Raw genomic sequence first — 21,390 nt, forward strand, 5'->3', positions numbered from 1 at the left:
GGAGGGCTCTGCACCGGTCCGGGACCTTCGTCCTCCCCGCGGCCGCCCGGCTTCACCCGGGGGTGCCCCTGCCGATGCAACAGGGACGTCGTCGTCCGGAACCGGGGAGAACTGTTGCTCGACACCCACGTGCGTCCCCGCCCTCGCGGGACCGCTCGCGGCATCCGGCCCACCGGCGAGGAGCGCACCTTCCGCCTCGACGAGCTGATCGTCTCGAAGACCGACCCGCGCGGCGTGATCACCTACGCCAACGACGTCTTCCTGCGGATCAGCGGCTACGAGCTCGACGAGGTGATCGGGCAGCCGCACAACCTCATCCGGCACCCCGAGATGCCGCGCGCGGTGTTCGCCCTGCTCTGGTCCACCCTGGCCGAGGACCGCGAGCTGTTCGCCTACATCAACAACCTCGCCTCCGACGGCGCGCACTACTGGGTGCTGGCGCACGTGACGCCGTCCTACGGACCCGACGGGCGCGTGGTCGGCTACCACTCCAACCGACGGCGGCCGGCCCCGGGCGCGGTGCGGCGGATCGCCCCGCTGTACCAGCAGCTGCTCGCCGAGGAGCGCCGCCACCCGAACGCCAAGGCCGCCGTCGCGGCGTCGACCCGGCTGCTGGAGGAGCTCGTCACCGCGCAGGCGGGCTCCTACGAGGAGTTCATCTGGTCGGTCATCAGCCAGGAGGAGAGCTGACCATGGGCATCCGTGCACGCGCCGAGGGCCGGCGCAGCGACGCCGAGGAGCTCGCCGTCCACCGGGAGTTCGTCCGCCGGCTGACCGCCACCTGCCAGTCCGCCGCCCGCGGCGACCTCGAGGTGCGCAGCCGCCCGACGCCCGGCGTGGAGTCCGTGCCCGAGCTCCAGGCGCTCAACGACGCGGTCAACGCCGTGCTGGACGTCTCCGACGCCTTCGTCCGGGAGTCCTCGGCCGCGCTGACCTCCGCGGCGCACGGGCGGTTCCACCGGCAGGTGCTGCTCACCGGCCTGGCGGGCGCCTACCGCAAGGGCGCCACCGACATCAACACCGCGCGGGACGCGATGCGCGAGACCGCGGGGCGGGTCACCGAGGCCACGGCGGCCCGGCTGCGGCTGGCCGACGAGTTCGAGACCGTCGTCCTGGCCATGTCCGAGCAGGTGGCCACCGCCTCCACCGAGATGAGTGCCTCGGCCGCCGGCCTCACCGGCGCTGCCTCGGCCGCCAGCGAGGAGACCCGGACCGCGCAGGGGACGATGAGCTCGCTCACCCGCTCCTCGGCCGAGATCAAGGACGTCGTCGCGGTCATCGACGCCATCGCCGCGCAGACCCGGCTGCTGGCGCTCAACGCCACCATCGAGGCGGCCCGCGCCGGCGAGGCGGGCAAGGGCTTCGCCGTCGTCGCCTCCGAGGTCAAGGACCTCGCCGACCAGACCGCCCGGGCCACCGAGCAGGTCACCACCCAGGTCGAGCAGATCCGGCAGGCCTGCGAGCAGGTCGCCGCGGTCATGCACGAGGTGGGGACGACGGTCACCGAGATGAACGGGTTGGTCGACGGGATCGCCGCGGCCGTCGACGGCTCGGCGTCCCTGGGCTCGGTGGACGGCGACACCACCGGCCTGTCCCAGATGGCCGAGCGGCTGCGCTCGGAGGCGATCGGCTTCCTCGCCGAGATGCGGCGCTGACCACGGGGGTACCGTTCCTCTCCGGTCCCCCGGCCCGCGCCGGGTGACCGGCGCGCGGGAGCAGCCGCGCGGACAGACCATCCAGGGCGGACGGAGGTGTGCCGGCGCGTGACCGTGGCCGACCACCTCCCGGGCCCCGGGGACGCGGACCTCTTCCGCGACGGCGGGGAGAACGGCCGGCTGATGGCGGCCTTCGACTGGTCCACCACGCCGGTGGGGCCGGTCCGGGGATGGCCGGCGAGCCTGCGCCACGCGGTCCGCACGGTGCTGGCCTCGCGGTTCCCCATGATCCTGGCCTGGGGGCCCGGGTACACCCAGTTCTACAACGACGCCTACGCCACGCTGATCGGCGCCAAGCACCCCGGCGCCATCGGCGATGACCTGCGGATCACCCTCGCCGAGGGCTGGGCGGCGCTGCAGGAGCCGGTCGAGCAGGCCATGGCCGCCCGCCGGCCCTCCTGGATCCCCCAGCTGCTGCTGCTCCTCGAGCGGGCCGGCTACCGGGAGGAGACCTACTTCACCGTCTCCCACGCCCCGGCCTACGGCGACGACGGCGAGGTCGCGGGCATGCACGCGGTCTGCACCGAGGTCACCCGGCAGGTCCTGGCCGAGCGCCGCCAGCGGCTGCTGCACGACGTCGCGACGTCGGCGGGACGACTCGGGGACGACCTGGCGACGGTGACCGAGATGACCGCCGCCCTCGCCGGCGACCCGCTCGACGTGCCCTTCGCCGCCGTGTACCTGCAGGCCCCCGGCCAGGGACGGCTGCGGCGGGCGGCCACCGTCGGGTGCACCGCCGACCTGCTGCCCGCCGAGGTCGCGGGGATCGAGGCCCTGCTGCCGGACGGCGCCGGGCCGCTCGGCGTGACCGGGGGCCCGTGGGGCGACCCGGTCCGCGACGCCGTCGTCCTGCCGCTGGTCGCGGGGGCCGGCGCGGAGCCCGTCGGCGCGCTGGTGGCCGGGGTGAACCCCAACTGCGCGCTGGACGACGAGTACCGGACCTTCCACGAGCTGCTGGCCGGCCAGTTCGCCGGCGCCGTGGCCAACGCGCGGGCGTACACCGAGCAACGGGCCCGCGCCGAGGCCCTCGCCGAGCTCGACCGCGCCAAGACGGCGTTCTTCGCCGACGTCAGCCACGAGCTGCGCACCCCCCTGACCCTGCTGCTGGGCCCGCTCGCCGACGTGCTGGAGGACTCGGGGGCGCAGCTGCCGGCCGACGTCCGGGAGCAGCTGGCCCTCGCCGAGCGCAACGGCCGACGGCTGCAGCGGCTGGTCAACGACCTGCTGGAGTTCGCCAGCATCGAGGCCGGCCGGGCGTCCGCGGTGCGGGTGGCCACCGACGTCGCGGCGTACACCGCCGAGCTGGCCGGCGTCCTGCGCGCCGCCGCCGAGCGGGCCGGGCTGCGGCTCACCGTCGACTGCCCGCCGCTGGGCCGACCGGCCCACGTCGACCCGCGGATGTGGGAGCGGATCGTCGTCAACCTGGTCGCCAACGCGGTGAAGTACACCTTCGTCGGCGGCATCGACGTCTCCCTGCGGGCCGACGGCGACCGCCTCGTGCTGCGCGTGGCCGACACCGGCGTCGGCATCCCGGCCGAGGAGCTCCCGCACCTGTTCGAGCGGTTCCACCGCGTCAGCGGCAGCGCGGCCCGCAGCCGGGAGGGGACCGGCCTCGGACTGGCGCTGGTGCGCGAGCTGGTCGACCTGCACGGCGGCGAGGTCACGGTGGCCAGCGAGCCCGGGATCGGGAGCACCTTCACCGTCACGGTGCCCTTCGGCTCGCCGGACGCCGCACCCGACACCCTCGCCCCGCCGTCGGCGACCGTGAGCGCGGCGGTGGTGGCCCCGTGGGACGACGACCCGTCCCGGCCGGCACCGCAGACCCCGGCCGCGTCGGGCGAGAGCGTGCTGGTCGTCGACGACAACGCCGACATGCGGGCCTACCTGACCCGGCTGCTCGCCCCGCACTGGACGGTGCGGACGGCGACTGACGGGCGCGCCGCGCTGGAGAGCGTGGCGGCGGCCCGGCCCGACGTCGTCGTGACCGACGTGATGATGCCGGGCCTCGACGGGTTCGGCCTGCTGCGAGCGCTGCGCGCCGACCCCGCGACCCGCGCGCTGCCGGTGGTCATGCTGACCGCGCGGGCCGGCCAGGAGGCCGCCGTCGAGGGCTTCGACGCCGGCGTCGACGACTACCTGCCCAAGCCGTTCCGGTCGGCGGAGCTCGTCGGCCGGGTGCGGGCGGTGCTCCTGCGGGCCGCGACGCCCGCGGGCGACGGCGTCCCGGCCGTCCCCGCAACACCCCCGACCGACCCGGCGCCGCCGTCCACGCCCCGGCCGCGGCCGCCGCTGCAGACGGTGCCGCCGGCGGCCGTCCCCCCGGGGCGGCCGGGATCGGGGCGCCCGGTGCGGGAGCACTGGCGGCTGCCGGCGACCACCTCGTCGATCCCGGCGCTGCGCCGCCGCCTGCGGGTGGTGTTCGCCGAGGCCGGCCTCGACGAGGACCTCGCCTACGACCTGGTGCTGGCGACGTGCGAGGCGGCCACGAACGCCGTCGAGCACGCGCAGGAGCCGACCGAGCCGTTCATCGACGTCGCGGTCGAGGTGGCCGACGGGCGCGTGGAGATCGCCGTGCGCGACTACGGCCGGTGGCGGGAGCGCGTGCCGAGCATGGACCGCGGCCGCGGCTCGATGCTGATGAGCGCCGTCGGCGAGATCACCGCCACGCCGAGCGCGGCCGGGACGACGGTGGTCATCCGCACGGCCTGACCCGTGAGGGGGACCCTGCTCCCCTCCCCCGGCCGACTGCGGTTAGACTTCCGAACGCACCTCGCGGGTGTAGTTCAATGGCAGAACATCAGCTTCCCAAGCTGACAGTGCGAGTTCGATTCTCGTCACCCGCTCTCCCGACCGGCCCTCGCCGGTCAGCCTCCGCGACGCGCCGGCGAGCGGCGCCGCCTCCCTCCCGTAGCCTGCCGGCATCGTGCTGACCGAGATCCTCGTCCGCAGGCTCCGCGCCGCCGGGTGCGTCTTCGCCGAGGAGGAGGCCGACCTGCTGCTCTCCGCGGCCGGGGACCCGGCGCAGCTGGAGGTGTTGGTCGCCCGCCGGGTGGCCGGCGAGCCGCTGGAGCTGGTGCTCGGCACGGCGGAGTTCTGCGGGCACCGCATCGCCGTCGAGCCGGGCGTCTTCGTGCCCCGCCGTCGCACCGGGCTGCTGGTCGACCTGGCGCTGCGGTCGCTGCGCGGCGTCCCGGCGCCGGTGGTCGTCGACCTGTGCTGCGGCTCCGGGGCGGTGGCGGTCGCGGTCGCGGCGGCCCTCGGCCGGGGCGAGGTGCACGCCGCCGACGTCGACCCGGTCGCGGTCTGCTGCGCGCGCCGCAACCTGGCGCCGCTCGGCGGCCGGGTGCACGAGGGCGACCTCTACGCCGCCCTGCCCGAGGCGCTGCGCGGTCGCGTCGACGTGATCACCGCCAACGCCCCGTACGTCCCGACCGCGGCGATCCCGCTGATGCCCCCGGAGGCGCGCGACCACGAGCCGCGGACCGCCCTGGACGGCGGCCCGGACGGCGTCGACCTGCACCGCCGGGTGGCGGCCGGCGCCCGGCCGTGGCTGGCGCCCGGGGGCGTCCTGCTGGTGGAGACCAGCCGGGACCAGGCCCCGCTCACCGCGGCCGCCGTCACCGCTGCGGGGCTGCGCGCGGAGCCGGCGCGGGACGACGACCGCGACGCCACCGTGGTGGTGGGCCGGGTGCCGGACGACGGCCTCCGGGGAGGTGTTGCGTGACCGTGTTGCTCTTCTCACGCTCCGCAGTGACACGCTCGGGGGCAATACGGAACGACTCTGGGACGCCACGACCTGCGAAGTCGTCGGGCCCTTGGTCCCTGCCGCCCCCTCCGTGGCTCGTTCACGATCCCTCCATGACCGATCCACGCCGGTCCAGCAGCGGGCCGGAGGAGCACGCCACCGAGCCACGGGGCGAGGACCCTCGCCTGGCCGCGGTGCCCGACGGCAGCGGGGACCGCCGGCCGGTCGAGCCGGTCCGGCTCACCCCGCTCCTGCCCCGGCGCCAGAACCCCTGGCTGGTCGTCGACGTCGACGGCACGGCCGGCGGGTACGGCGCCCTGGTGTGGGCGCTGCGCGAGGCCGCCCGCCGGGAGGCGACGGTCGTGGCCGTGTGCGTGCTCGACGACGTCGACGGGGACCCGCTGCACCGGCCGGTCCGGCGCGAGTGGACGGCGGCCGAGGAACGGCTGGAGGCGCAGGTGCTGCGCGCCATCGCGGAGACCGGCGTGGTCGGCCGCGCCCGGACGGCGGTGCTGGAGCGCCCCGTCTTCGAGGCACTCACCGGTGCCGCGCGCGGCGCCGACCTGGTCGTGGTCGGTGCGCACGGGAAGACCCTGCTGCGCCCCGCGGTCCCCCGACCGCACCTGCGGCGCGTGGCGCGCGGCGCCTGACGGGAGGCCGGCATCCCCGCGCACACCTCGATCCGCCCGACGGCCGGGCCGTGACCCCGCCCGCCGCCGAGGCCTCCGAGACCCCCTCGACCGCCGTCCCGGGCCTGTCCGCCGGCGTCCGCGCAGCGGCCAGCACCGACCGCCTCGAGTCGACGCTGCACGCCGTCGTCCGGGCGGCGATGGAGTGCACCGGCGCCACGTACGGCGCGTTCGGCGTGCTCACGCCCGACGGGACCGGGATCGAGAGCTTCCTCGTGGTCGGCATGGACGACACCGACCGCGAGCGCATCGGTCAGCTCCCCAGCGGCGAGGGCGTGCTGGGCCTGCTCTTCGACCGCCCCGGCCCGGTGCGGCTCGACGACCTCACCACCCACCCGGACGCGGTCGGCTTCCCGCCGAGGCACCCGCCGATGCAGGCCTTCCTCGGCGCCCGGGTGCTGGTGGGCGGCACCGTGTTCGGTCACCTCCTCCTGACCCTCGAGCGCGGCGGCGGCACGTTCACCGCCGTCCACGAGGAGGCCGTGCAGGCCCTCGCCGCCACGGCGGGGCTGGCGATCGAGAACGCCCGGAGGGTGGAGTGGGCCGAGCGCCGGCGGGGGTGGGCGCAGGCGGGCAGCGAGATCGCCACGGCGCTGCTGTCCGGCGCCGACCCCGGCAGCGTGCTGCGCTCGATCGCGCAGCGGGTGGCCGACCTGGGCTCGGCCGACGCCGCCGGCGTCCTGGTGCCCAGCCAGGAGGACGACGACGTGCTGACCGTCGTGGTCTCGGTCGGCCTCCCGGACGACGACATCGAGGGGGTGCGGATCCCCCTCACCGACAGCCAGCTCGGTGTCGCGCACCGCTCCGGCATCCCGCGGCTGCTCGTCGACGCGAGCAGCTCCGCGCCCGGGGGCGAGCGGGCGCCGGTGCTGGGCGAGCTGGCCCTCCACTACGGGCCGACGCTGATCATCCCGCTGGGCGGCCGCCCCGCGCTGGGCACCGTGGTCGCGATGCGGCTGCGCGGCCGGGAGCCGTTCGACCCGTCCACGCTCGACCTGGCCGCGGCGTTCGCCTCCCAGGCCACGGTCGCCCTCGAGCTGGCCCGCAGCCAGCAGCGCGAGCGGCGCCTGCAGGTCGAGGCCGACCGCGACCGGATCGCCCGGGACCTGCACGACCACGTCGTCCAGCGGATCTTCGCCACCGGCCTGGCGCTGGACCGGATCAGCCGGCAGCTGGAGTCCAGCCACCCGGACGCGGCGGCCCGCATCGCCGAGCGGGTCGACGAGCTCGACGGCACCATCGCCCGCATCCGATCGGCGATCTTCGAGCTGCACGAGTCCGACGACAACTCCCCCGACGCCATCCGCACCCGCATCGTGGACACCGTCCGGTCGATCACCGGAGGGCAGGGCGTGCGCCCGGACGTGCGGGTGCGGGGCGACGTCGAGGACCTGCCGCGGACACTGGTCCCCGACGTGGTCGCCGTCATCCGGGAGCTGGTCACCAACGTGGTCAAGCACGCGCGGGCCACCCGCGTCACGGTGACGGTGACCGTGGACGGGGAGATCCGGGTCGTGGTCACCGACGACGGGATCGGGCTGCCCTCGGTGACCGTGCGCAGCGGGCTGACCAACCTGGCCGACCGCGCCGAGCGGCACGGCGGCCGCATGACCAGCTCCTCCGGGCCGCGCGGGACGGAGATCCGCTGGGTGGTGCCGCTGCCCAAGCCGGTCTGAGCGTGGTCAGCCGCCGTTGGGACCGGACCGGTCGCGCAGCTCGGTGGCGAGGATGGCGGCCTGCGTGCGCCGCTCCAGGCCCAGCTTGGCCAGCAGGTGGCTGGTGTAGTTCTTCACGGTCTTCTCGGCCAGCCCCATCCGGGCCCCGATCTGGCGGTTGGTCAGCCCCTCGCCGATCAGCCGCAGCACGGTGCGCTCCTGCTCGGTGAGGACGGCCAGCCGGCGGTCCCGCTCGGCCGGCCGGCTCCGGGTCACGGCCGCGGCGAAGGCGGAGTCCTGGCCGAACAGCGTGCCTCCGGCCGCCACCGTCCGGACGGCGGAGACCAGCGCCGAGCCCCGCACCTGCTTGAGCAGGTACCCCGCGGCGCCGGCGGCCATCGCGGCGGCCACGGCGTCCTCGTCGGAGTAGCTGGTCAGCACCAGGCTGCGGGTCCCCGGCGCCCGCTCGCGCAGCCGGCGGCAGACCTCCGCGCCGTCACCGTCGGGCAGCCGCATGTCGACGACGGCGACGTGGGGCCGCACCGCCGGCACCCGCGCCAGGGCCTCGGCGACCGACCCGGCCTCCCCGACGACGTTGATCCCGGGGTCCTCCTCGAGCAGCTCGGCCACGCCCCGCCGGACCACCTCGTGGTCGTCGACCAGGAAGACCCGGATGCCCGCCCGCTCCGTCTCCACCCGGCCGCCTCCCGCTCCAAAGGGTGACCTGAGTCACACAGCGTAGGGGCTGCCGGGACCGGCGTCACGCCGCAATGGGGCCTGCCGGGAGCAGCAGCGCGGCGTACAGCGTGAGCCCGGGCCCGAACGCCATCGCCACCACCGGGCCGTCGACGTCGGCCAGCGCCTCGAGCACCAGGAGGACCGTCGCCGAGGAGCAGTTCCCGTGCTCGGCCAGCACCGAGCGCGAGGCGGCCAGCTGCGGCTCCGCGAGGCCGAGCTCGTCCCGGACGACGTCGAGGATGCGCGGCCCGCCGGGGTGCACCGCCCAGCCCGCGACGTCCTCGACGCGCAGGCCGGCGCCGGTCAGCAGCTCGTCGACGACGTCGCCCACGTGGCGGGACAGGACGTCGGGCACCCGCGGCGACAGGCCCATGCGGAAGCCCAGGTCGGTGACGTCCCAGGTCATGTGGTCCGCCGTCGACGGGTCGGTGCGGGCGACGACCCCGGCCAGCCGGCGCCCGCGGGCGGCTCCCGGCTCCAGGACCACCGCGGCCGCCGCGTCGGAGAACAGCGCGTGCGCGACGACCTGCTCCAGGTCGGCCTGCGCCGGCTGCACGTGCAGGCTGGTCAGCTCGCAGCACAGCAGCACCGCCGGGCGGGACCGGGCCGCCACGAAGTCGCCGACCGCGGCCAGCCCCGGGATCGCCGCGTAGCAGCCCATGTGCCCGACCAGCAGCCGCTGCAGCCCCGGCGGCATGCCCAGGTCGCTGGCCAGCCGGATGTCCAGGCCCGGGGTGGCGTACCCGGTGCACGTGGCCACGGCGAACAGGCCGACGTCGCCCGGCGGCAGCCCGGCGGCGTCCAGCGCCGCGGCGACCGCCTGCTTGCCCAGCGGCAGCGCCTCCTGCACGTAGCGCTGCATGCGCGCGCCGGTGCCCCAGGAGCTGAGGTCCTCGTCGATCGGGTTGGCCACCGCGTGCCGGCGCCGCACGCCCGAGGCGGCGAAGATCCGCCGGGCGGCCCGCACGCCGGCGTAGTGGCCGGCGAAGAACCCGTCCCAGACGTCGTCCTGCTCGATCGTCGTCGGCAGGGCGGCCCCCGCTCCGGTGACGACCGCGGTGCTCACGGCGCCGTCTCCGGGGCGCTCGGGCTCGGCGTCATGGGCCGACGGTACGGGCGACCTGCACTTCCCGCCGCATCATCGCTTCCGGCCGTAGCCGGCGAAGAGGACGGCGGTGGTCGGCAGCGGCCGCATCCGGACGCCCTCCCGCCGGCCCAGCCGCCAGGCGACGGTGTCCCGCAGCGACGGGCGCAGCCCGACCAGGCGCAGCTCCAGGCCCAGCCGGTCCGCAGCCGCGAGCAGCCGGCGGCGGTCGACGAACAGCCGCGGGTCGTGGATGCCCGGTGGCGGCCCGCCGGGCACCCGCTCACCCAGCCGGACGGCGATCAGCTCGGCCAGCCGGGTGTCGGCGATGGCGTCGATGACCAGCGCCCCGCCGGGGCGCAGCAGCCGGGCGCACTCGGCGAGCACCGCGACGTCGTCCTCGACGTGCTCGAGGATCTCCCCGGCCACGACGACCTCGGCGCAGCCGTCGACCAGCGGGACGGCCAGCACCGACCCGCGCACCGGCAGCGTGCCGTGCTCCCGGGCGACGGCGAGCCCGGCCAGCCCCAGGTCGACCCCGACGTGCCGGTAGCCCAGCCGGGCGGCGTGCGGCGCCATCAGCCCGCCGCCGCAGGCCAGGTCGACCAGGACCGCGCCGGGGGACGTCGCAGGCGGGAGGTGCTCGGCGCGGGAGGCGGCCAGCCAGTGCAGCATCGCGAAGCCGCCGGAGGCCTCCCACCACTGGTCGGCGAGCTGCTCGTACTGGGCGGGGTCGTTCCGGCGCAGAACAGGCATGCACTACCCCTTCTTCAGCGGGTCGTGCCCCCAGTTCATCAGCGAGTACCGCCACTTGGAGGTCTCGACGTCCTCCTTCTTCGGCTCCTGGGCCAGGTGCCGCTGCACGTAGCCGTGCACCTTGCGCATGTGCGCGAGGTCGTCGTCGGTGAGGTCGTCCTTCTTGGTCCGCAGCAGCTCGACGATCCGCCGTCCCGAGGCGTGGCCGGTGGACTCCGAGCCGCCGTCCTTCTGCCCGACCGACTGCGACTCCTCGGTGTCCAGCCAGTCGGCCAGCTCCGTGGCGGTCATGTTCACGGCCTCGCCGAACTCGCGCCGGACGGCGTCCCGGTCCTCGCTCATGCGTGGCCTCCGCGGGTCGGGTGGTTGGGGCGGCGCCATCGCGGTACCGCATCAGCGTGGCGTGGAAACGGACCGACGTGGAGCAGACCGCCCTGCTCCGCGGGCAGCAGCCGGACGAGGTGCTCGACCGCAACCTCGCCGAGCTGCTGCAGGAGATGCGGGTGGCGATCACCGGCGTGCAGATCCTCTTCGCCTTCCTGCTCACCCTGGCCTTCACCAGCCGGTTCGAGGAGCAGGGCGCGTTCGCCACGACCGTCTACACGATCACGCTGCTGAGCACTGCGACCGCGACCCTGGTACTGATCGCCCCCGTGTCCTTCCACCGCACGCTGTTCCGGCAGCGGCGCAAGGGCGAGCTGGTCGCCTTCGCCGACCTCGCCCTGCGCATCGGGCTGGGCCTGCTGTTCCTCGGCATCACCAGCGCGGTCCTGCTCGTGCTCGACGTCGTCCTCGGCCGCTGGCCGGCGGTCGTCGGGTGCGCGTTCGTCGTGGCCGTCGGGGTGGTGGCCTGGTACGTCCTGCCCCTGCGCCTGCGCCAGCGCCGGCCGCCGCGGGAGTGAGCCGGCGTCTGGTAGAGCTGACCGCGTGTCCGTGACCGTCGTCGGCAGCCTCAACGAGGACGTGCTGGTGCGGGTGCACCGGCTGCCCGGCCGCGGCGAGACCGTCGTGGGGCAGGGCACCGTGCTCGCGCCGGGCGGCAAGGGCGCCAACCAGGCCGCGGCCGCGGGGCGGCTGTCCGCCGACGGGGGCGTGGTGATGGTCGGCCGGGTCGGCGCCGACCCCGCCGGGGACCGGCAGCTGGCCGCGCTGGCCGACGCGGGCGTGGACGTCGGGCACGTGCGGCGCACCCCCGAGGCGCCGACCGGGAGCGCCACGATCCCGGTCGAGGAGGGCAGCGGGGAGAACCTGATCGTCGTCGTCCCCGGGGCCAACGCCGAGCTGGTGCCCGCGGACGTCGACGTGGCGCCGGTGCGCCGGGCGCGGGTGGTGCTGCTCCAGCTGGAGGTCCCGCTGGCCACGGTGACGGCCGCCGCGTCGGTCGCCGGCGGCACCGTCGTCCTCACCCCCGCGCCGCCGCAGCCGCTGCCGCCGGAGCTGCTGTCCCGGGTCGACGTCCTGGTGCCCAACGAGCACGAGCTGCTGCAGTTGGCCGGCGCCGGGCCGGGCGAGCGGTCCCCGGCCGACCTGGCCGCGCTGGCCCGCGGCCTCGGGACGGCGACCGTCGTGGTGACCCTCGGTGCGAGGGGCGCCCTGCTCGTGGCCGCGGACGGCCCCGCCCTGCTGCAGCCGCCTCCGCCGGTCCGCGCCGTCGACACCACCGGGGCCGGCGACTGCTTCTGCGGCGCCCTCGCCGTCGCCCTGGCCGAAGGTGCCGCCCCGGCCGAGGCGGTCGCCGCCGCGGTCACCGCCGCCGCCCTGTCGACGACCGCGCGCGGCGCCCGGGGCGCGCTGCCCGGCCCCGCCGAGGTCGCGGCGCTGCGAGCGCGGCTGCCGGTGGCCGCCGCGGCGGGCTGACGGTTTCCTGCCCGGGCGCCGGGGCACACGCCCGGAGGACACCGACGCCAGGAGGAACCCCGTGACCGATCCCGCGCAGACCGACCCGGCCCGCCCGCCGCGCAGCGCCGAGCGCGCCGAGGGCGACCCCGAGGGCGAGCAGCCCACCAGCGGGCGCACGCCCCACCCCGACGAGCCCGCCGAGGGAGCCGACACCTCCACCGACGGCGACTGAGCCCGCGCTGGCGGTCCGGCCCCGGCGTGCGGGAGGCTCCGGGGCCGTGCTGCTCGACGCCACGCTGACCGCCGACCTCGACGCCGTCCCCGAGCTCGCCCGGGACCTCGAGCGGCGGGGCTTCGCCGGCGTCTGGACGTCCGAGACCGCTCACGACCCGTTCCTGCCGCTGCTGGTCGCCGGCCGCGCGACCACGCGGCTGCAGGTCGGGACGGCGATCGCGGTCGCCTTCGCGCGCTCGCCGATGACCGTTGCCGGGACGGCGTACGACCTGCAGCGCTACACCGGCGGCCGGTTCGTGCTCGGCCTGGGCACGCAGGTCCGCGCCCACGTGGAGCGGCGGTTCTCCATGCCGTGGAGCGCACCGGTGCCGCGGATGCGGGAGTACGTGGCCGCGCTGCACGCCATCTGGTCGGCCTGGCAGGAGGGCACCCGCCTGCACTTCCGCGGGGAGAGCTACCGGCACACGCTCATGACGCCGGTGTTCAGCCCGGAGCCGCACCGGTGGGGTGCGCCGCCGGTGTACCTGGCCGCGGTCGGCCCCGGGATGACCCGGCTGGCCGGCGAGGTGGCCGACGGGCTGTTCGCGCACTCCTTCACCACGGCGCGCTACCTGCGGGAGCGGACCCTGCCGGCGCTGGAGGAGGGGCTGGCCGCGGCCGGCCGGTCCCGCGAGCAGCTCACCGTCTGCCTGCCCGGGTTCGTCGTCACCGGCGCCACCGAGGCGGAGCGGGCCGCCGCGGCCGACGACGTCCGCGCCCGGATCGCCTTCTACGGCAGCACGCCCGCCTACCGGCCGGTGCTGGAGCTGCACGGCTGGGGCGCGCTCGCCGACGAGTTGCACGCCCTGTCGGTCGGCCGCAGCGAGGACCGGTGGACGGCGATGCGCGACCTGGTCGACGACGAGGTGCTGGACGCGTTCGCCGTCGTGGCCGGTCCCGCCGACGTCGGTCGCGCGGTGCGGGCCCGGTTCGAGGGGCTGGTCGACCGGTTCAGCGTGCCCGTGGAGGCGACCCGGCCGGGCGCGTGGGATCCCGTCGTCGCGGCCCTCTCCTAGCGCGCGGCGTGTACGCGCAGTGACGGATATCTCAGCGTTTCGGCTACAACTCACCGTTCCGGGTCTGTTTCCGGGCCACGCACTCGGGGGACGCTGGGTCGCATGGAGGACACGCAGCGCGACATGCACGTAGCCGACGAGACCCCGACCGAGCGTCAGGCCGACGAGTCGCAGGCCCAGCGGGCCTCGGCCGTCCCGGTGGCCCGACTGCTGGCCAACCCGCGCCGGGTGCGCCGAGCCTGACGGAGCCCCCCTGCAGGGGCCCGCCGCGAGCTCTCGAGTGGCGTGGGGCAGGGGGGTTCTCCATCACGCATCGTCACACCAGTCCCACCGATCCCCCGGGTCCCGGCTTACCCGGACGTCTCTCGTCACTCACTGCAACCACTCGTGCGCACTGCGCGGCGTGCCGCGAACTGATCCGTCACGCGCTGGGGCAGCATCCCCCGCGTGACCGCAGCCGCCCTCCCCCTCGCCGCCGACGACGCCGCGGCTCCTATCCGCCGGAGCCGGGCCGAGCGGCAGGCCATCGTCCTGGACACCGCCGAGCGGTTGTTCGCCGGCCGCAGCTCCCGCAGCGTCGGGATGGACGAGCTGGTCCGTGAGACCGGCCTGGGGAAGATGACGGTCTACCGGCTCTTCAAGAGCAAGGACGACCTCGTCGGCGCCTACCTGGCCCGCAAGGCCGCCACCGTCCTGGCCTTCATCGACGCCGAGCTCGTCCGGCTCGAGGGCGACCCGCGGGCCGCGCTGCTCTCGGTCGTGGACGCCGTCGAGCGGGACGTGACCCGCACCGGCTTCCGCGGGTGCCCGTTCACCAACGTCAGCAGCGAGTACGACGACCCGCAGCACCCGGCGCGCAGCGCGGCCGCGGACTACAAGTTCGAGCTGCACGCCCGCCTGGAGCGCCTGGCCGACGAGCTCGTGCCCGGCGGCGGTGACGACCTCGCCGCCCAGGTGCACCTGATCATCGACGGCATGTACCTCTCCGGTGGCCTGCTGGGCCCCGACGGCCCGGCCGCCCACGGCCGCGAGCTCGCCGAGCGGCTCATCGACGCCGCCATCGCCGGCCGCTGAGCACCCGGCGGCCGCCGCTGGAGGCCCCCGCGGTCGTGCAGCGCGACCGGCGTGCCCACCGCAGGATGGACCGGTGAGCAGCGACCGCAGCCGGCCCGACCTCGACGACACGACCGTGGAGGGCCTCGGCAAGCTCTCCGAGGCCCTGGAGACCATCGAGCAGGCCCGCGGCCAGCTCTACGGATTCCACCAGCACTCGGGGAAGGCCGACCTGCTCCTGCAGGACGCCGTCGAGCTGTTCCGCGAGGCGGGGCACACCGAGCTGGCCGACGACCTCGACCGCGACCTGGTCGGCCGCAACGTCATCGCCGACCGGTGGACGTTCCAGATCGTCGAGGACTACGACGCCACGTACTGGTCGGTCTTCCGCGCCTTCGACGAGCGGGCCCGCACCGAGCTGGCCGGCGGTGACCGGCACGTCTTCGAGGCCCGGATGAAGCAGCGGGAACGCACCACGGGCCACCCGCACCACGAGGCCGGCCCGGCTCTGGACGACTGAGGAGGCCCGGGGCGGTCACACCGTCGGCCTCCGGCCGACACCGCCACCAGGTGCCGTCCTCCCCCTGCCGCGCTGAGCCGAACCGGCGCCCCGGCCGGGGACCCTCCGGGCCCCGCGGCCGGGACGCCAGGACCCTCAGACCACGGGGGCGATGCGGCCGACGACGTCGGTGGCGGCCTCGTAGGCGCAGCCGACGTCGAGCAGCGTGGCCTCGTCGAACGGCCGGCCGATCAGCTGCATCCCCAGCGGCAGCCCGGCCGGGTCGAAGCCGGTGGGCAGTGCCAGGGCCGGCAGCCCGGTCAGGTTCGCCGGCGAGGTCAGCCGCACCATCGCCAGGTCCACCGCCTCGGTCGTCCCGTCCGCCCAGGTCACGTCCATCTGGTCGACGACGGGGGCGACGAACGGCTGGACGGGCGCGACGACGACGTCGACGTCGGCGAACAGCTGCGCCCAGGCCTGCTTCATCAGCGTCCGCACCCGCAGCGCCTTGATGTAGTCGGTGGCCAGGATCAGCTCGCCGGCCTCCAGCAGCAGGCGGGTCTCCGGGCGGTAGAGGTCGGCGCTGCCCCGCAGCGCGTCCTGGTGGTAGGCCGCCGCCTCGGGCATGACGATCGCCCACTCCGCGCCGATGACCTGGTCGGGGTAGGGGATGGTCACCTCGCGCAGCTGCGCGCCGAGGCCCTCGAGCACGCCCACCGCCGTCCGCACCGACGCCTCGACGTCGTCGGTGACGTGGTCGAAGAAGTAGTTCGTGGGGACGCCGACCCGCAGCCCGCGCACGTCGCCGGTGATCCCGGCCGCGTAGCCCGGCACCGGGACGTCGATCGAGGCGGGGTCGAGCGGGTCGTGCCCGGCGATGGCGTCGAGCACGTGGGCGCTGTCGCGCACGTTCCGGGAGAGCGGCCCGACGTGGTCCAGCGACCACGACAGCGAGGCCACCCCGCGCCGCGACGTCCGCCCGTAGGTGGGCTTGAGCCCCACCGTGCCGCAGAGGTTGGCCGGGATCCGGATCGACCCGGCGGTGTCGGTGCCCAGCGCGACCAGGCAGGACCCGGCCGCGACGGCGGCGCCCGAGCCCCCGCTGGACCCGCCGGGGATGCGGGTGGCATCCCACGGGTTGCGGGTGGTGTGCGTCCGTCCGCCGTAGGCGAACTCGTGGGTGTGGGTCTTGCCCACCATCACCATCCCGGCCGCGAGCAGCCGCTCCACGGCGACCGCGTCGGCGTCCGGGACGTGCCCGGCGCGCACCTGCGAGCTGGACGTCGACGGGATGCCGGCGGTGTCGTACAGGTCCTTCACGCCCAGCGGGATGCCGTGCAGCGGCCCCCGGTACCGGCCCTCGGCGATCTCCTTCTCCGCCGCGACGGCCTGGTCCCGGGCGAGGTCGGCGCAGACGTGGGCGAAGGCGGTGATCGTCGGCTCGGTCGCCTCGATGCGGGCCAGCACCGAGTCGGTGAGCTCCACCGGCGAGAGCCGGCCGGCCGCGATCTCCTCGGCGGCGGTGGTCAGGTCCAGCTCGAACGGCTGCACGGTCAGGCCTCCCAGCGGGCGTCGAAGGCGGTGGCCGGCGGCGTCTCCCCCAGCGGGACGTCGTCGAGCCGGTCGATCAGCGCGTACATCTCGCCGAGGAAGGCGCCGACCGGCTCGTGCCGCTCGGCGGCCAGGTCCAGGCGGGCGGCGCGGGCGGCGTGCGCGGTCGCCTCGGCGGAGAAGGAACGAGGGGGCGGTGTCACGGGCAGCTCCCGGGGTTCGGCAGGGCAGGGGTGGGTCGGTCAGCCGACCACGAGCAGGTCGGTCAGGCGAGAGGGGTCGGCGCGCAACTCCTCGGTCGGCGCGTCGAGCACGATGCCGCCCTTGACCATCACGACGATGCGGTCGCAGAAGCGCAGCGGGATCTCCGGCCCCTGCTCCACCACGACGACCGCCACCCCGGAGGCCGCCACGGTGCGCAGGGCCGCGATCGAGTCGTCCACGACGGAGGGCTGCAGGCCCTGGGAGAACTCGTCGACGGCGATCAGCCGGGAGCCCGACAGCACCGCCCGGGCCAGCCCGACCTGCTGCTTCTGCCCGCCGCTGAGGGTGCCGGCGGCCTGGTCGGCCCGCTCGTCGAGCAGGGGGTAGACGGCGCGGACGTCGACCGGCGGCCGGTAGCCCCGCCGGGTGGCCAACCGCAGGTTCTCGCTGATGGTCAGGTTGGCGAAGACGCCGCGGTCGTCGGGCATGAGGGTGAACCCGGCACGGGCCAGCAGTTCCGGCCGGCCGGGCGGGACGGCGGCGCCGTCGACCCGGACCTCCCCGGAGAACACCCGGCACAGCCCGAACAGGCTCTTGAGCAGCGTCGTCTTGCCGACGCCGTTGCGGCCGAGGACGCCGACGACCTCACCGGGCTCGACCCGGAGGGAGAGGTCGTTGACGATCCGGGTGTCCTTGTAGCCGCCGGTCATGGCGCGCAGCTCGAGCATCAGGCCACCCCCAGGTAGGCACGTCGCACCTCGTCGTGGGCGGAGACCTCCTCCATCGAGCCCTCCACCAGGATCCGGCCGTCGGCGAGGACGACGACGCGGTCGGCGAGCTCGCGGACGATCTCCATGTCGTGCTCGACGGCCACGAGGGTGCAGCCGGTGCGCTCGGCGACGTCGCGCAGCGTGCGCGCGAGGGCGATCGAGTCCTCGTGGGAGAGCCCGGCCGCGGGCTCGTCGAGCAGCAGGATGCGCGGACCCCAGCTGAGCACCATGGCCAGTTCCAGGGCCCGCCGGTCGGCCAGGGACAGCTCCCGCGCGGGCGCGTCGTCCGCTGCGAGGAAGCGGTCGTAGAGCGGCAGTGAGACGGGCACCTGCACCGCCTCGGCGCGCGCCAGGGCCAGGTTCTGCGCCGGCGTGAGGTCGAGGAAGACGTTCGGGATCTGGAACAGCCGTCCCAACCCCAGCCGGGCGCGCTCGTGCGGCGCCCAGGTGGTGACGTCGTGCCCGGCCAGGCCGACGCGGCCGCGCTCGGGGAGGTGTTCGCCGGCCAGGACGGCGAGGAACGTGGACTTGCCCGCCCCGTTGGGCCCGATCAGGCAGACGACCTCGCCGCTGCCGACCCGCAGGTCGATGCCCTTGATCACCGGCACCGGCCCGAAGTCCTTCTCGACGTCGTCCGCGGCGATGGCCGGGGCCGCCGGGTCGAGCGGGGGCAGGGCCGGGGCCGCACCCGGGGCGCCGCCGAGGACCGCGCCGCCGGCGGCCTTCTCGCGCACCGGCCGGCGCAGCGCCGTGCGCACCAGACCGATCAGCCCCTCGGGGGCGAAGCGGACCACCACGAGGAACAGGACGCCCATCAGCAGCAGGTACCAGCTGCCGAGCACGTCGCCGAGGGTCTGCTCGCCGATGGTGACCAGGCCGGCACCGAGGAAGGCTCCCGAGATCGTGCCCAGGCCACCCACGGCCAGCCAGACCAGCACCTCGGTGGAGAGGACGATGCCCCCGGCCGACGGGGAGACCAGGCCCATGACCGGTGCGGCGACCGCGCCGGCCACCGCGCTGACGCCGCCGCTCACCGCCAGCGCCGTCGTCTTCACCCGCCGCGGGTCGATGCCCAGGTGCTCGGCCCGCTGCTGGTCGACGCGGACGGCGAGGAAGCGCCGCCCGAGCGGGCCGCGCAGCACGACGAACCACACCAGGGCGACGGTGACGAGCACGACCGCGGCGGTCCGGTAGTACGTCCCGACGACGCCGTCGCCGGTGACCACCACCAGGCCGTTGGTGCCGTTGGTGAGCGAGGTCCAGGAGCGGGCGCCCTGGCTCATCACCAGCGTCAGCGCGAGCGTGAGCACGGCCATCGTGGCGGGCATGGCGCGCCGGCCCAGGCCGGCGAGGCCGACCAGCACGGCCACGACCACCGCCGCGACGACGCCGGCGGCGCCGCCGAGGACCATCGGCAGGCCGTGGGCGGCGGCGATCGCCGACCCGTAGGCGCCCAGGCCGAAGAAGGCCGCGTGACCGATGCTGACCACGCCGGCCCGTCCCCACGCCACGTCCAGGCCGAAGGCGAACAGCCCGTAGACCAGCGCGAGGGTGAGCAGGGCCAGGGGGTAGGGCAGGAGGACGAACGGGGCCGCGGCCAGGGCCAGGGCCGCAGCGGCCAGTGCCGCCGCGTGCCCCGGCCGGACCCGCCGCAGGAGCGACGAGGTCACGAGCAGTCCTTGGTCTGGTCGTCCTCGACCACGCCCAGCTCCTCGGTGACCCCGTAGGCGCCGCCCTCGATGTCGGTGAGGAACATCGGGGCCAGGCTCACGTGGTTGGTCGCGTCGAACCGGATCGTCCCGGTCAGGCCCTCGTACTCCAGCTGCCCCATCTGCTCGCTCACGGCGTCGGCGTCCTTGGCGCCGGCCTGCTCGAAGGCCTCGGCGATGAAGCGCATGCCGTCGTAGGCGTTGCCGGCCACCCCGGGGATGGGGTCCTGGGTGTCGTAGGCCTCCTGGTAGGCCTCGACGAAGGCACGGTTGGCCTCGGTGTCCACCTGGTCGCTGTAGCGGACGACCTGCGTGCGACCGTCCAGCTGCTGGGCGAGCGCCGGGTAGAACTGCTGGTCGGTCGATGTGCCGGCCAGGCCGCGGTCGGCGAGCAGGCCGAACTGGTCGGCCTGCTTGACGAAGGAGACCGCGTCCCCACCGACGACCGCGGACAGGACCCAGTCGGGGTCGGCGTCGGCCAGCTTGGTGACGACCGGCTGCCAGTCCGACGTGCCGAGCGGGGAGTACTCCTCGGCGACGACGGTGCCACCGGCGGCCTCGACGAGCTCCTTGGCGGTCTCGTGGTACGTGCGCGGGAAGACGTAGTCGTTGCCGACCAGGGCGACGTTCGGGCCGAACTGCTCGATCATCTGCGGCACGAGGGCGGTCAGCAGCTGGGTCGGGGTCTCGCCGAACGGCCAGAAGTCCGGGCCGCAGAAGTCCAGCGCGGTGGCGATCGCCTGGGACATCGGCACGCCCGCCTGCTCGGCGACGTTCGCCGCGGCGATCGTGGTGTCGTCGGTGATGGTCCCGAAGATGTAGTCGACCTGCTCCTGCTGCACCAGCCGCTGCGCCGCCTGGGTGGCGGTCGCCGGGTCGGCCTGGTCGTCGATGAAGACGACCTCGACCGGCTGCCCGAAGACGCCGCCGTCGGCGTTGATGTCCTCGATCGCCAGGTCGAAGCCCCGCTGCATCGCGATCCCCTCGGGAGCGGCGGGCCCGGTGACCGGCGCGAGGAAACCGATCTTGAGCGGCTCCTGGCTGTCGGCGGCCGCCTCGTCTCCCCCGATCGACCCACCGCAGGCCGTGAGGGCGAGCAGCACGGCGCTGGTGCCGGCGACGGCCAGCCGTCGCGTCGAGCCGGTCACGCGACGTTCCGTGCCGGTGCGGACGACGTTCTCGTTGACGACCACGAGGGCAACCTCCAGGACAGGCCCGCGGGGCGGGCGGCGATCAGGACGACGAGGGCGGCGAAGAACAGCAGTTCGGCGACGGTCTCGGTGAGGTACCGGCGCAGGAGCGAGGACAGGAGGGCGACGACGAACGCGCCCACCACCGGTCCGGTGAGGGAGCCGGGCCGCCCGACGAGCACGGCGAAGAACGCGGGGGCCAGGAAGGCGACGCCCATCCCGGGCGTGAGCCCCAGCGTGGGACTCTGCAGCGCGCCGGCCAGGACGGCGAGCAGGGTGCCGACGGCGAAGGTGCCGGCAATCATGAGGCGGGGCGGGATGCCCAGGACGGCGGCCATGTCGCGGTTGTCGATCGACGCGCGCAGCTTCAGGCCCAGGCTGGTCCGGTAGACGACGAGCAGGGCGAGCACCACCACGACCAGGGACACCCCGGTCGCGACCAGCCGGTACGTCGGGAACGGCGTCCCGAGGACCACCGTGCTGCCCTCGATGGGGGCCTCGACCGAGCGCGGGGTGGCCCCGAAGACGGCTTCGGCCAACTGGCGGAGCACGATGCCCAGCCCCCACATCGCCAGCAGCGTGGCGAGCATGCCCCGGCTGTAGAGCTTGCGGAGCACCGTCCACTCGGCCAGCAGGCCGAGGGCGACGGCGACGAGCACCGCGACCAGCACCCGGAGCGGGAAGGGGACCGGCGCGAGGGCGTACATGACGTACGCGCCGACCATCACCAAGTCGCCGTGGGCGACGTTCACGACGCCGAGCTGACCGAAGACCAGCCCCAGGCCCAGCGCCAGCAGGGCGTAGAAGCCGAAGAGGTTGGCCGTGGACAGGACGAAGGAGACCAGCGAGTCCACTAGCGGCTCCGGTCCCACGCGGCGGTCCGCCGCGGTGCGGCGGTGTCTGG

At 75.4% G+C, this 21,390-nt stretch carries 22 protein-coding genes, 1 tRNA gene and 1 pseudogene; 14 read left to right on the forward strand and 10 right to left on the reverse strand.

Features of this window, described 5'->3' with window-relative positions:
- Positions 1-114 precede the first annotated feature (114 nt).
- The 7 genes and pseudogenes from ACI79D_RS01140 (at position 115) to ACI79D_RS01170 (ending at position 7,825) form a co-directional block, all read left to right on the forward strand.
- On the forward strand, positions 115-690 hold the full coding sequence (locus ACI79D_RS01140; protein ID WP_456916449.1) for a PAS domain-containing protein: 576 nt from the start codon (positions 115-117) through the stop codon (positions 688-690).
- Positions 691-1,235: 545 nt separating this feature from the next.
- A pseudogene (locus tag ACI79D_RS01145) lies at positions 1,236-1,655 on the forward strand (methyl-accepting chemotaxis protein); the annotation flags it as partial.
- A gap of 108 nt (positions 1,656-1,763) precedes the next feature.
- Positions 1,764-4,424, forward strand: coding sequence for an ATP-binding protein (locus ACI79D_RS01150; protein WP_456916450.1), 2,661 nt, complete (start codon positions 1,764-1,766; stop codon positions 4,422-4,424).
- 63 nt (positions 4,425-4,487) lie between these two features.
- Positions 4,488-4,558 (forward strand) — tRNA-Gly (locus ACI79D_RS01155).
- 80 nt (positions 4,559-4,638) lie between these two features.
- Complete coding sequence (locus ACI79D_RS01160) at positions 4,639-5,439, forward strand: putative protein N(5)-glutamine methyltransferase (RefSeq protein ID WP_456916451.1); 801 nt, start codon at positions 4,639-4,641, stop codon at positions 5,437-5,439.
- Between the two features lie 134 nt (positions 5,440-5,573).
- Positions 5,574-6,110, forward strand: a complete 537-nt coding sequence (locus ACI79D_RS01165) for a universal stress protein (protein WP_456916452.1) — start codon at positions 5,574-5,576, stop codon at positions 6,108-6,110.
- Positions 6,111-6,160: 50 nt separating this feature from the next.
- A complete protein-coding gene (locus tag ACI79D_RS01170; protein ID WP_456916453.1) occupies positions 6,161-7,825 on the forward strand; it encodes a GAF domain-containing protein in 1,665 nt (554 codons plus the stop codon).
- Between the two features lie 6 nt (positions 7,826-7,831).
- Here the strand turns inward: ACI79D_RS01170 and ACI79D_RS01175 are convergent, their stop codons facing one another.
- The 4 genes from ACI79D_RS01175 to ACI79D_RS01190 all read right to left on the reverse strand — a co-directional run bounded on the left by ACI79D_RS01175 (position 7,832) and on the right by ACI79D_RS01190 (position 10,724).
- On the reverse strand, positions 7,832-8,500 hold the full coding sequence (locus ACI79D_RS01175; RefSeq protein WP_456916454.1) for a response regulator: 669 nt from the start codon (positions 8,498-8,500) through the stop codon (positions 7,832-7,834).
- A gap of 64 nt (positions 8,501-8,564) precedes the next feature.
- Positions 8,565-9,608 (reverse strand): type III polyketide synthase, encoded by a 1,044-nt coding sequence (locus ACI79D_RS01180; protein ID WP_456916455.1) that lies wholly within the window; start codon positions 9,606-9,608, stop codon positions 8,565-8,567.
- 72 nt (positions 9,609-9,680) lie between these two features.
- Positions 9,681-10,382, reverse strand: coding sequence for a methyltransferase domain-containing protein (locus tag ACI79D_RS01185; protein ID WP_456916456.1), 702 nt, complete (start codon positions 10,380-10,382; stop codon positions 9,681-9,683).
- Positions 10,383-10,385: 3 nt separating this feature from the next.
- Positions 10,386-10,724: a DUF3140 domain-containing protein gene (locus ACI79D_RS01190; protein ID WP_456916457.1), complete on the reverse strand. Its 339-nt coding sequence runs from the start codon at positions 10,722-10,724 to the stop codon at positions 10,386-10,388.
- 56 nt (positions 10,725-10,780) lie between these two features.
- On the opposite strand from ACI79D_RS01190, the gene ACI79D_RS01195 reads away from it, so the two are divergent.
- The 7 genes from ACI79D_RS01195 (at position 10,781) to ACI79D_RS01225 (ending at position 15,083) form a co-directional block, all read left to right on the forward strand.
- Positions 10,781-11,284: a DUF6328 family protein gene (locus ACI79D_RS01195; RefSeq protein ID WP_456916458.1), complete on the forward strand. Its 504-nt coding sequence runs from the start codon at positions 10,781-10,783 to the stop codon at positions 11,282-11,284.
- A gap of 25 nt (positions 11,285-11,309) precedes the next feature.
- On the forward strand, positions 11,310-12,239 hold the full coding sequence (locus ACI79D_RS01200; RefSeq protein ID WP_456916459.1) for a ribokinase: 930 nt from the start codon (positions 11,310-11,312) through the stop codon (positions 12,237-12,239).
- Between the two features lie 61 nt (positions 12,240-12,300).
- A complete protein-coding gene (locus ACI79D_RS01205) occupies positions 12,301-12,453 on the forward strand; it encodes a hypothetical protein (protein ID WP_456916460.1) in 153 nt (50 codons plus the stop codon).
- A gap of 46 nt (positions 12,454-12,499) precedes the next feature.
- Positions 12,500-13,510, forward strand: coding sequence for a TIGR03617 family F420-dependent LLM class oxidoreductase (locus ACI79D_RS01210; RefSeq protein ID WP_456916461.1), 1,011 nt, complete (start codon positions 12,500-12,502; stop codon positions 13,508-13,510).
- 102 nt (positions 13,511-13,612) lie between these two features.
- Positions 13,613-13,753, forward strand: coding sequence for a hypothetical protein (locus ACI79D_RS01215; protein WP_456916462.1), 141 nt, complete (start codon positions 13,613-13,615; stop codon positions 13,751-13,753).
- Between the two features lie 204 nt (positions 13,754-13,957).
- Positions 13,958-14,584: a TetR/AcrR family transcriptional regulator gene (locus ACI79D_RS01220; protein WP_456916463.1), complete on the forward strand. Its 627-nt coding sequence runs from the start codon at positions 13,958-13,960 to the stop codon at positions 14,582-14,584.
- A gap of 73 nt (positions 14,585-14,657) precedes the next feature.
- On the forward strand, positions 14,658-15,083 hold the full coding sequence (locus ACI79D_RS01225; RefSeq protein WP_456916464.1) for a hypothetical protein: 426 nt from the start codon (positions 14,658-14,660) through the stop codon (positions 15,081-15,083).
- 135 nt (positions 15,084-15,218) lie between these two features.
- On the opposite strand, the gene ACI79D_RS01230 is transcribed toward ACI79D_RS01225, so the two are convergent.
- Genes ACI79D_RS01230 through ACI79D_RS01255 form a run of 6 tightly spaced genes read right to left on the reverse strand, consistent with a single transcriptional unit; the run spans position 15,219 to position 21,340 of the window.
- Complete coding sequence (locus ACI79D_RS01230) at positions 15,219-16,613, reverse strand: amidase (protein WP_456916465.1); 1,395 nt, start codon at positions 16,611-16,613, stop codon at positions 15,219-15,221.
- Between the two features lie 2 nt (positions 16,614-16,615).
- The gene (locus ACI79D_RS01235; protein ID WP_456916466.1) at positions 16,616-16,816 is read right to left on the reverse strand and encodes a hypothetical protein; all 201 of its coding nucleotides are present in this window, start codon (positions 16,814-16,816) and stop codon (positions 16,616-16,618) included.
- Positions 16,817-16,855: 39 nt separating this feature from the next.
- The gene (locus tag ACI79D_RS01240; protein WP_456916467.1) at positions 16,856-17,545 is read right to left on the reverse strand and encodes an ATP-binding cassette domain-containing protein; all 690 of its coding nucleotides are present in this window, start codon (positions 17,543-17,545) and stop codon (positions 16,856-16,858) included.
- Positions 17,545-19,257, reverse strand: a complete 1,713-nt coding sequence (locus ACI79D_RS01245; RefSeq protein WP_456916468.1) for a branched-chain amino acid ABC transporter ATP-binding protein/permease — start codon at positions 19,255-19,257, stop codon at positions 17,545-17,547. The genes ACI79D_RS01240 and ACI79D_RS01245 overlap by 1 nt, the downstream gene beginning before the upstream one ends.
- Positions 19,254-20,489 (reverse strand): substrate-binding protein, encoded by a 1,236-nt coding sequence (locus tag ACI79D_RS01250; RefSeq protein WP_456916469.1) that lies wholly within the window; start codon positions 20,487-20,489, stop codon positions 19,254-19,256. Before ACI79D_RS01250 ends, ACI79D_RS01245 begins: the two co-directional genes overlap by 4 nt.
- Entirely contained in the window at positions 20,441-21,340 is a 900-nt protein-coding gene (locus ACI79D_RS01255; protein WP_456916470.1) for a branched-chain amino acid ABC transporter permease, read from the reverse strand. Before ACI79D_RS01255 ends, ACI79D_RS01250 begins: the two co-directional genes overlap by 49 nt.
- Between the last annotated feature and the right edge of the window lie 50 nt (positions 21,341-21,390).

The organism is Geodermatophilus sp. SYSU D00708, from assembly GCF_054050115.1.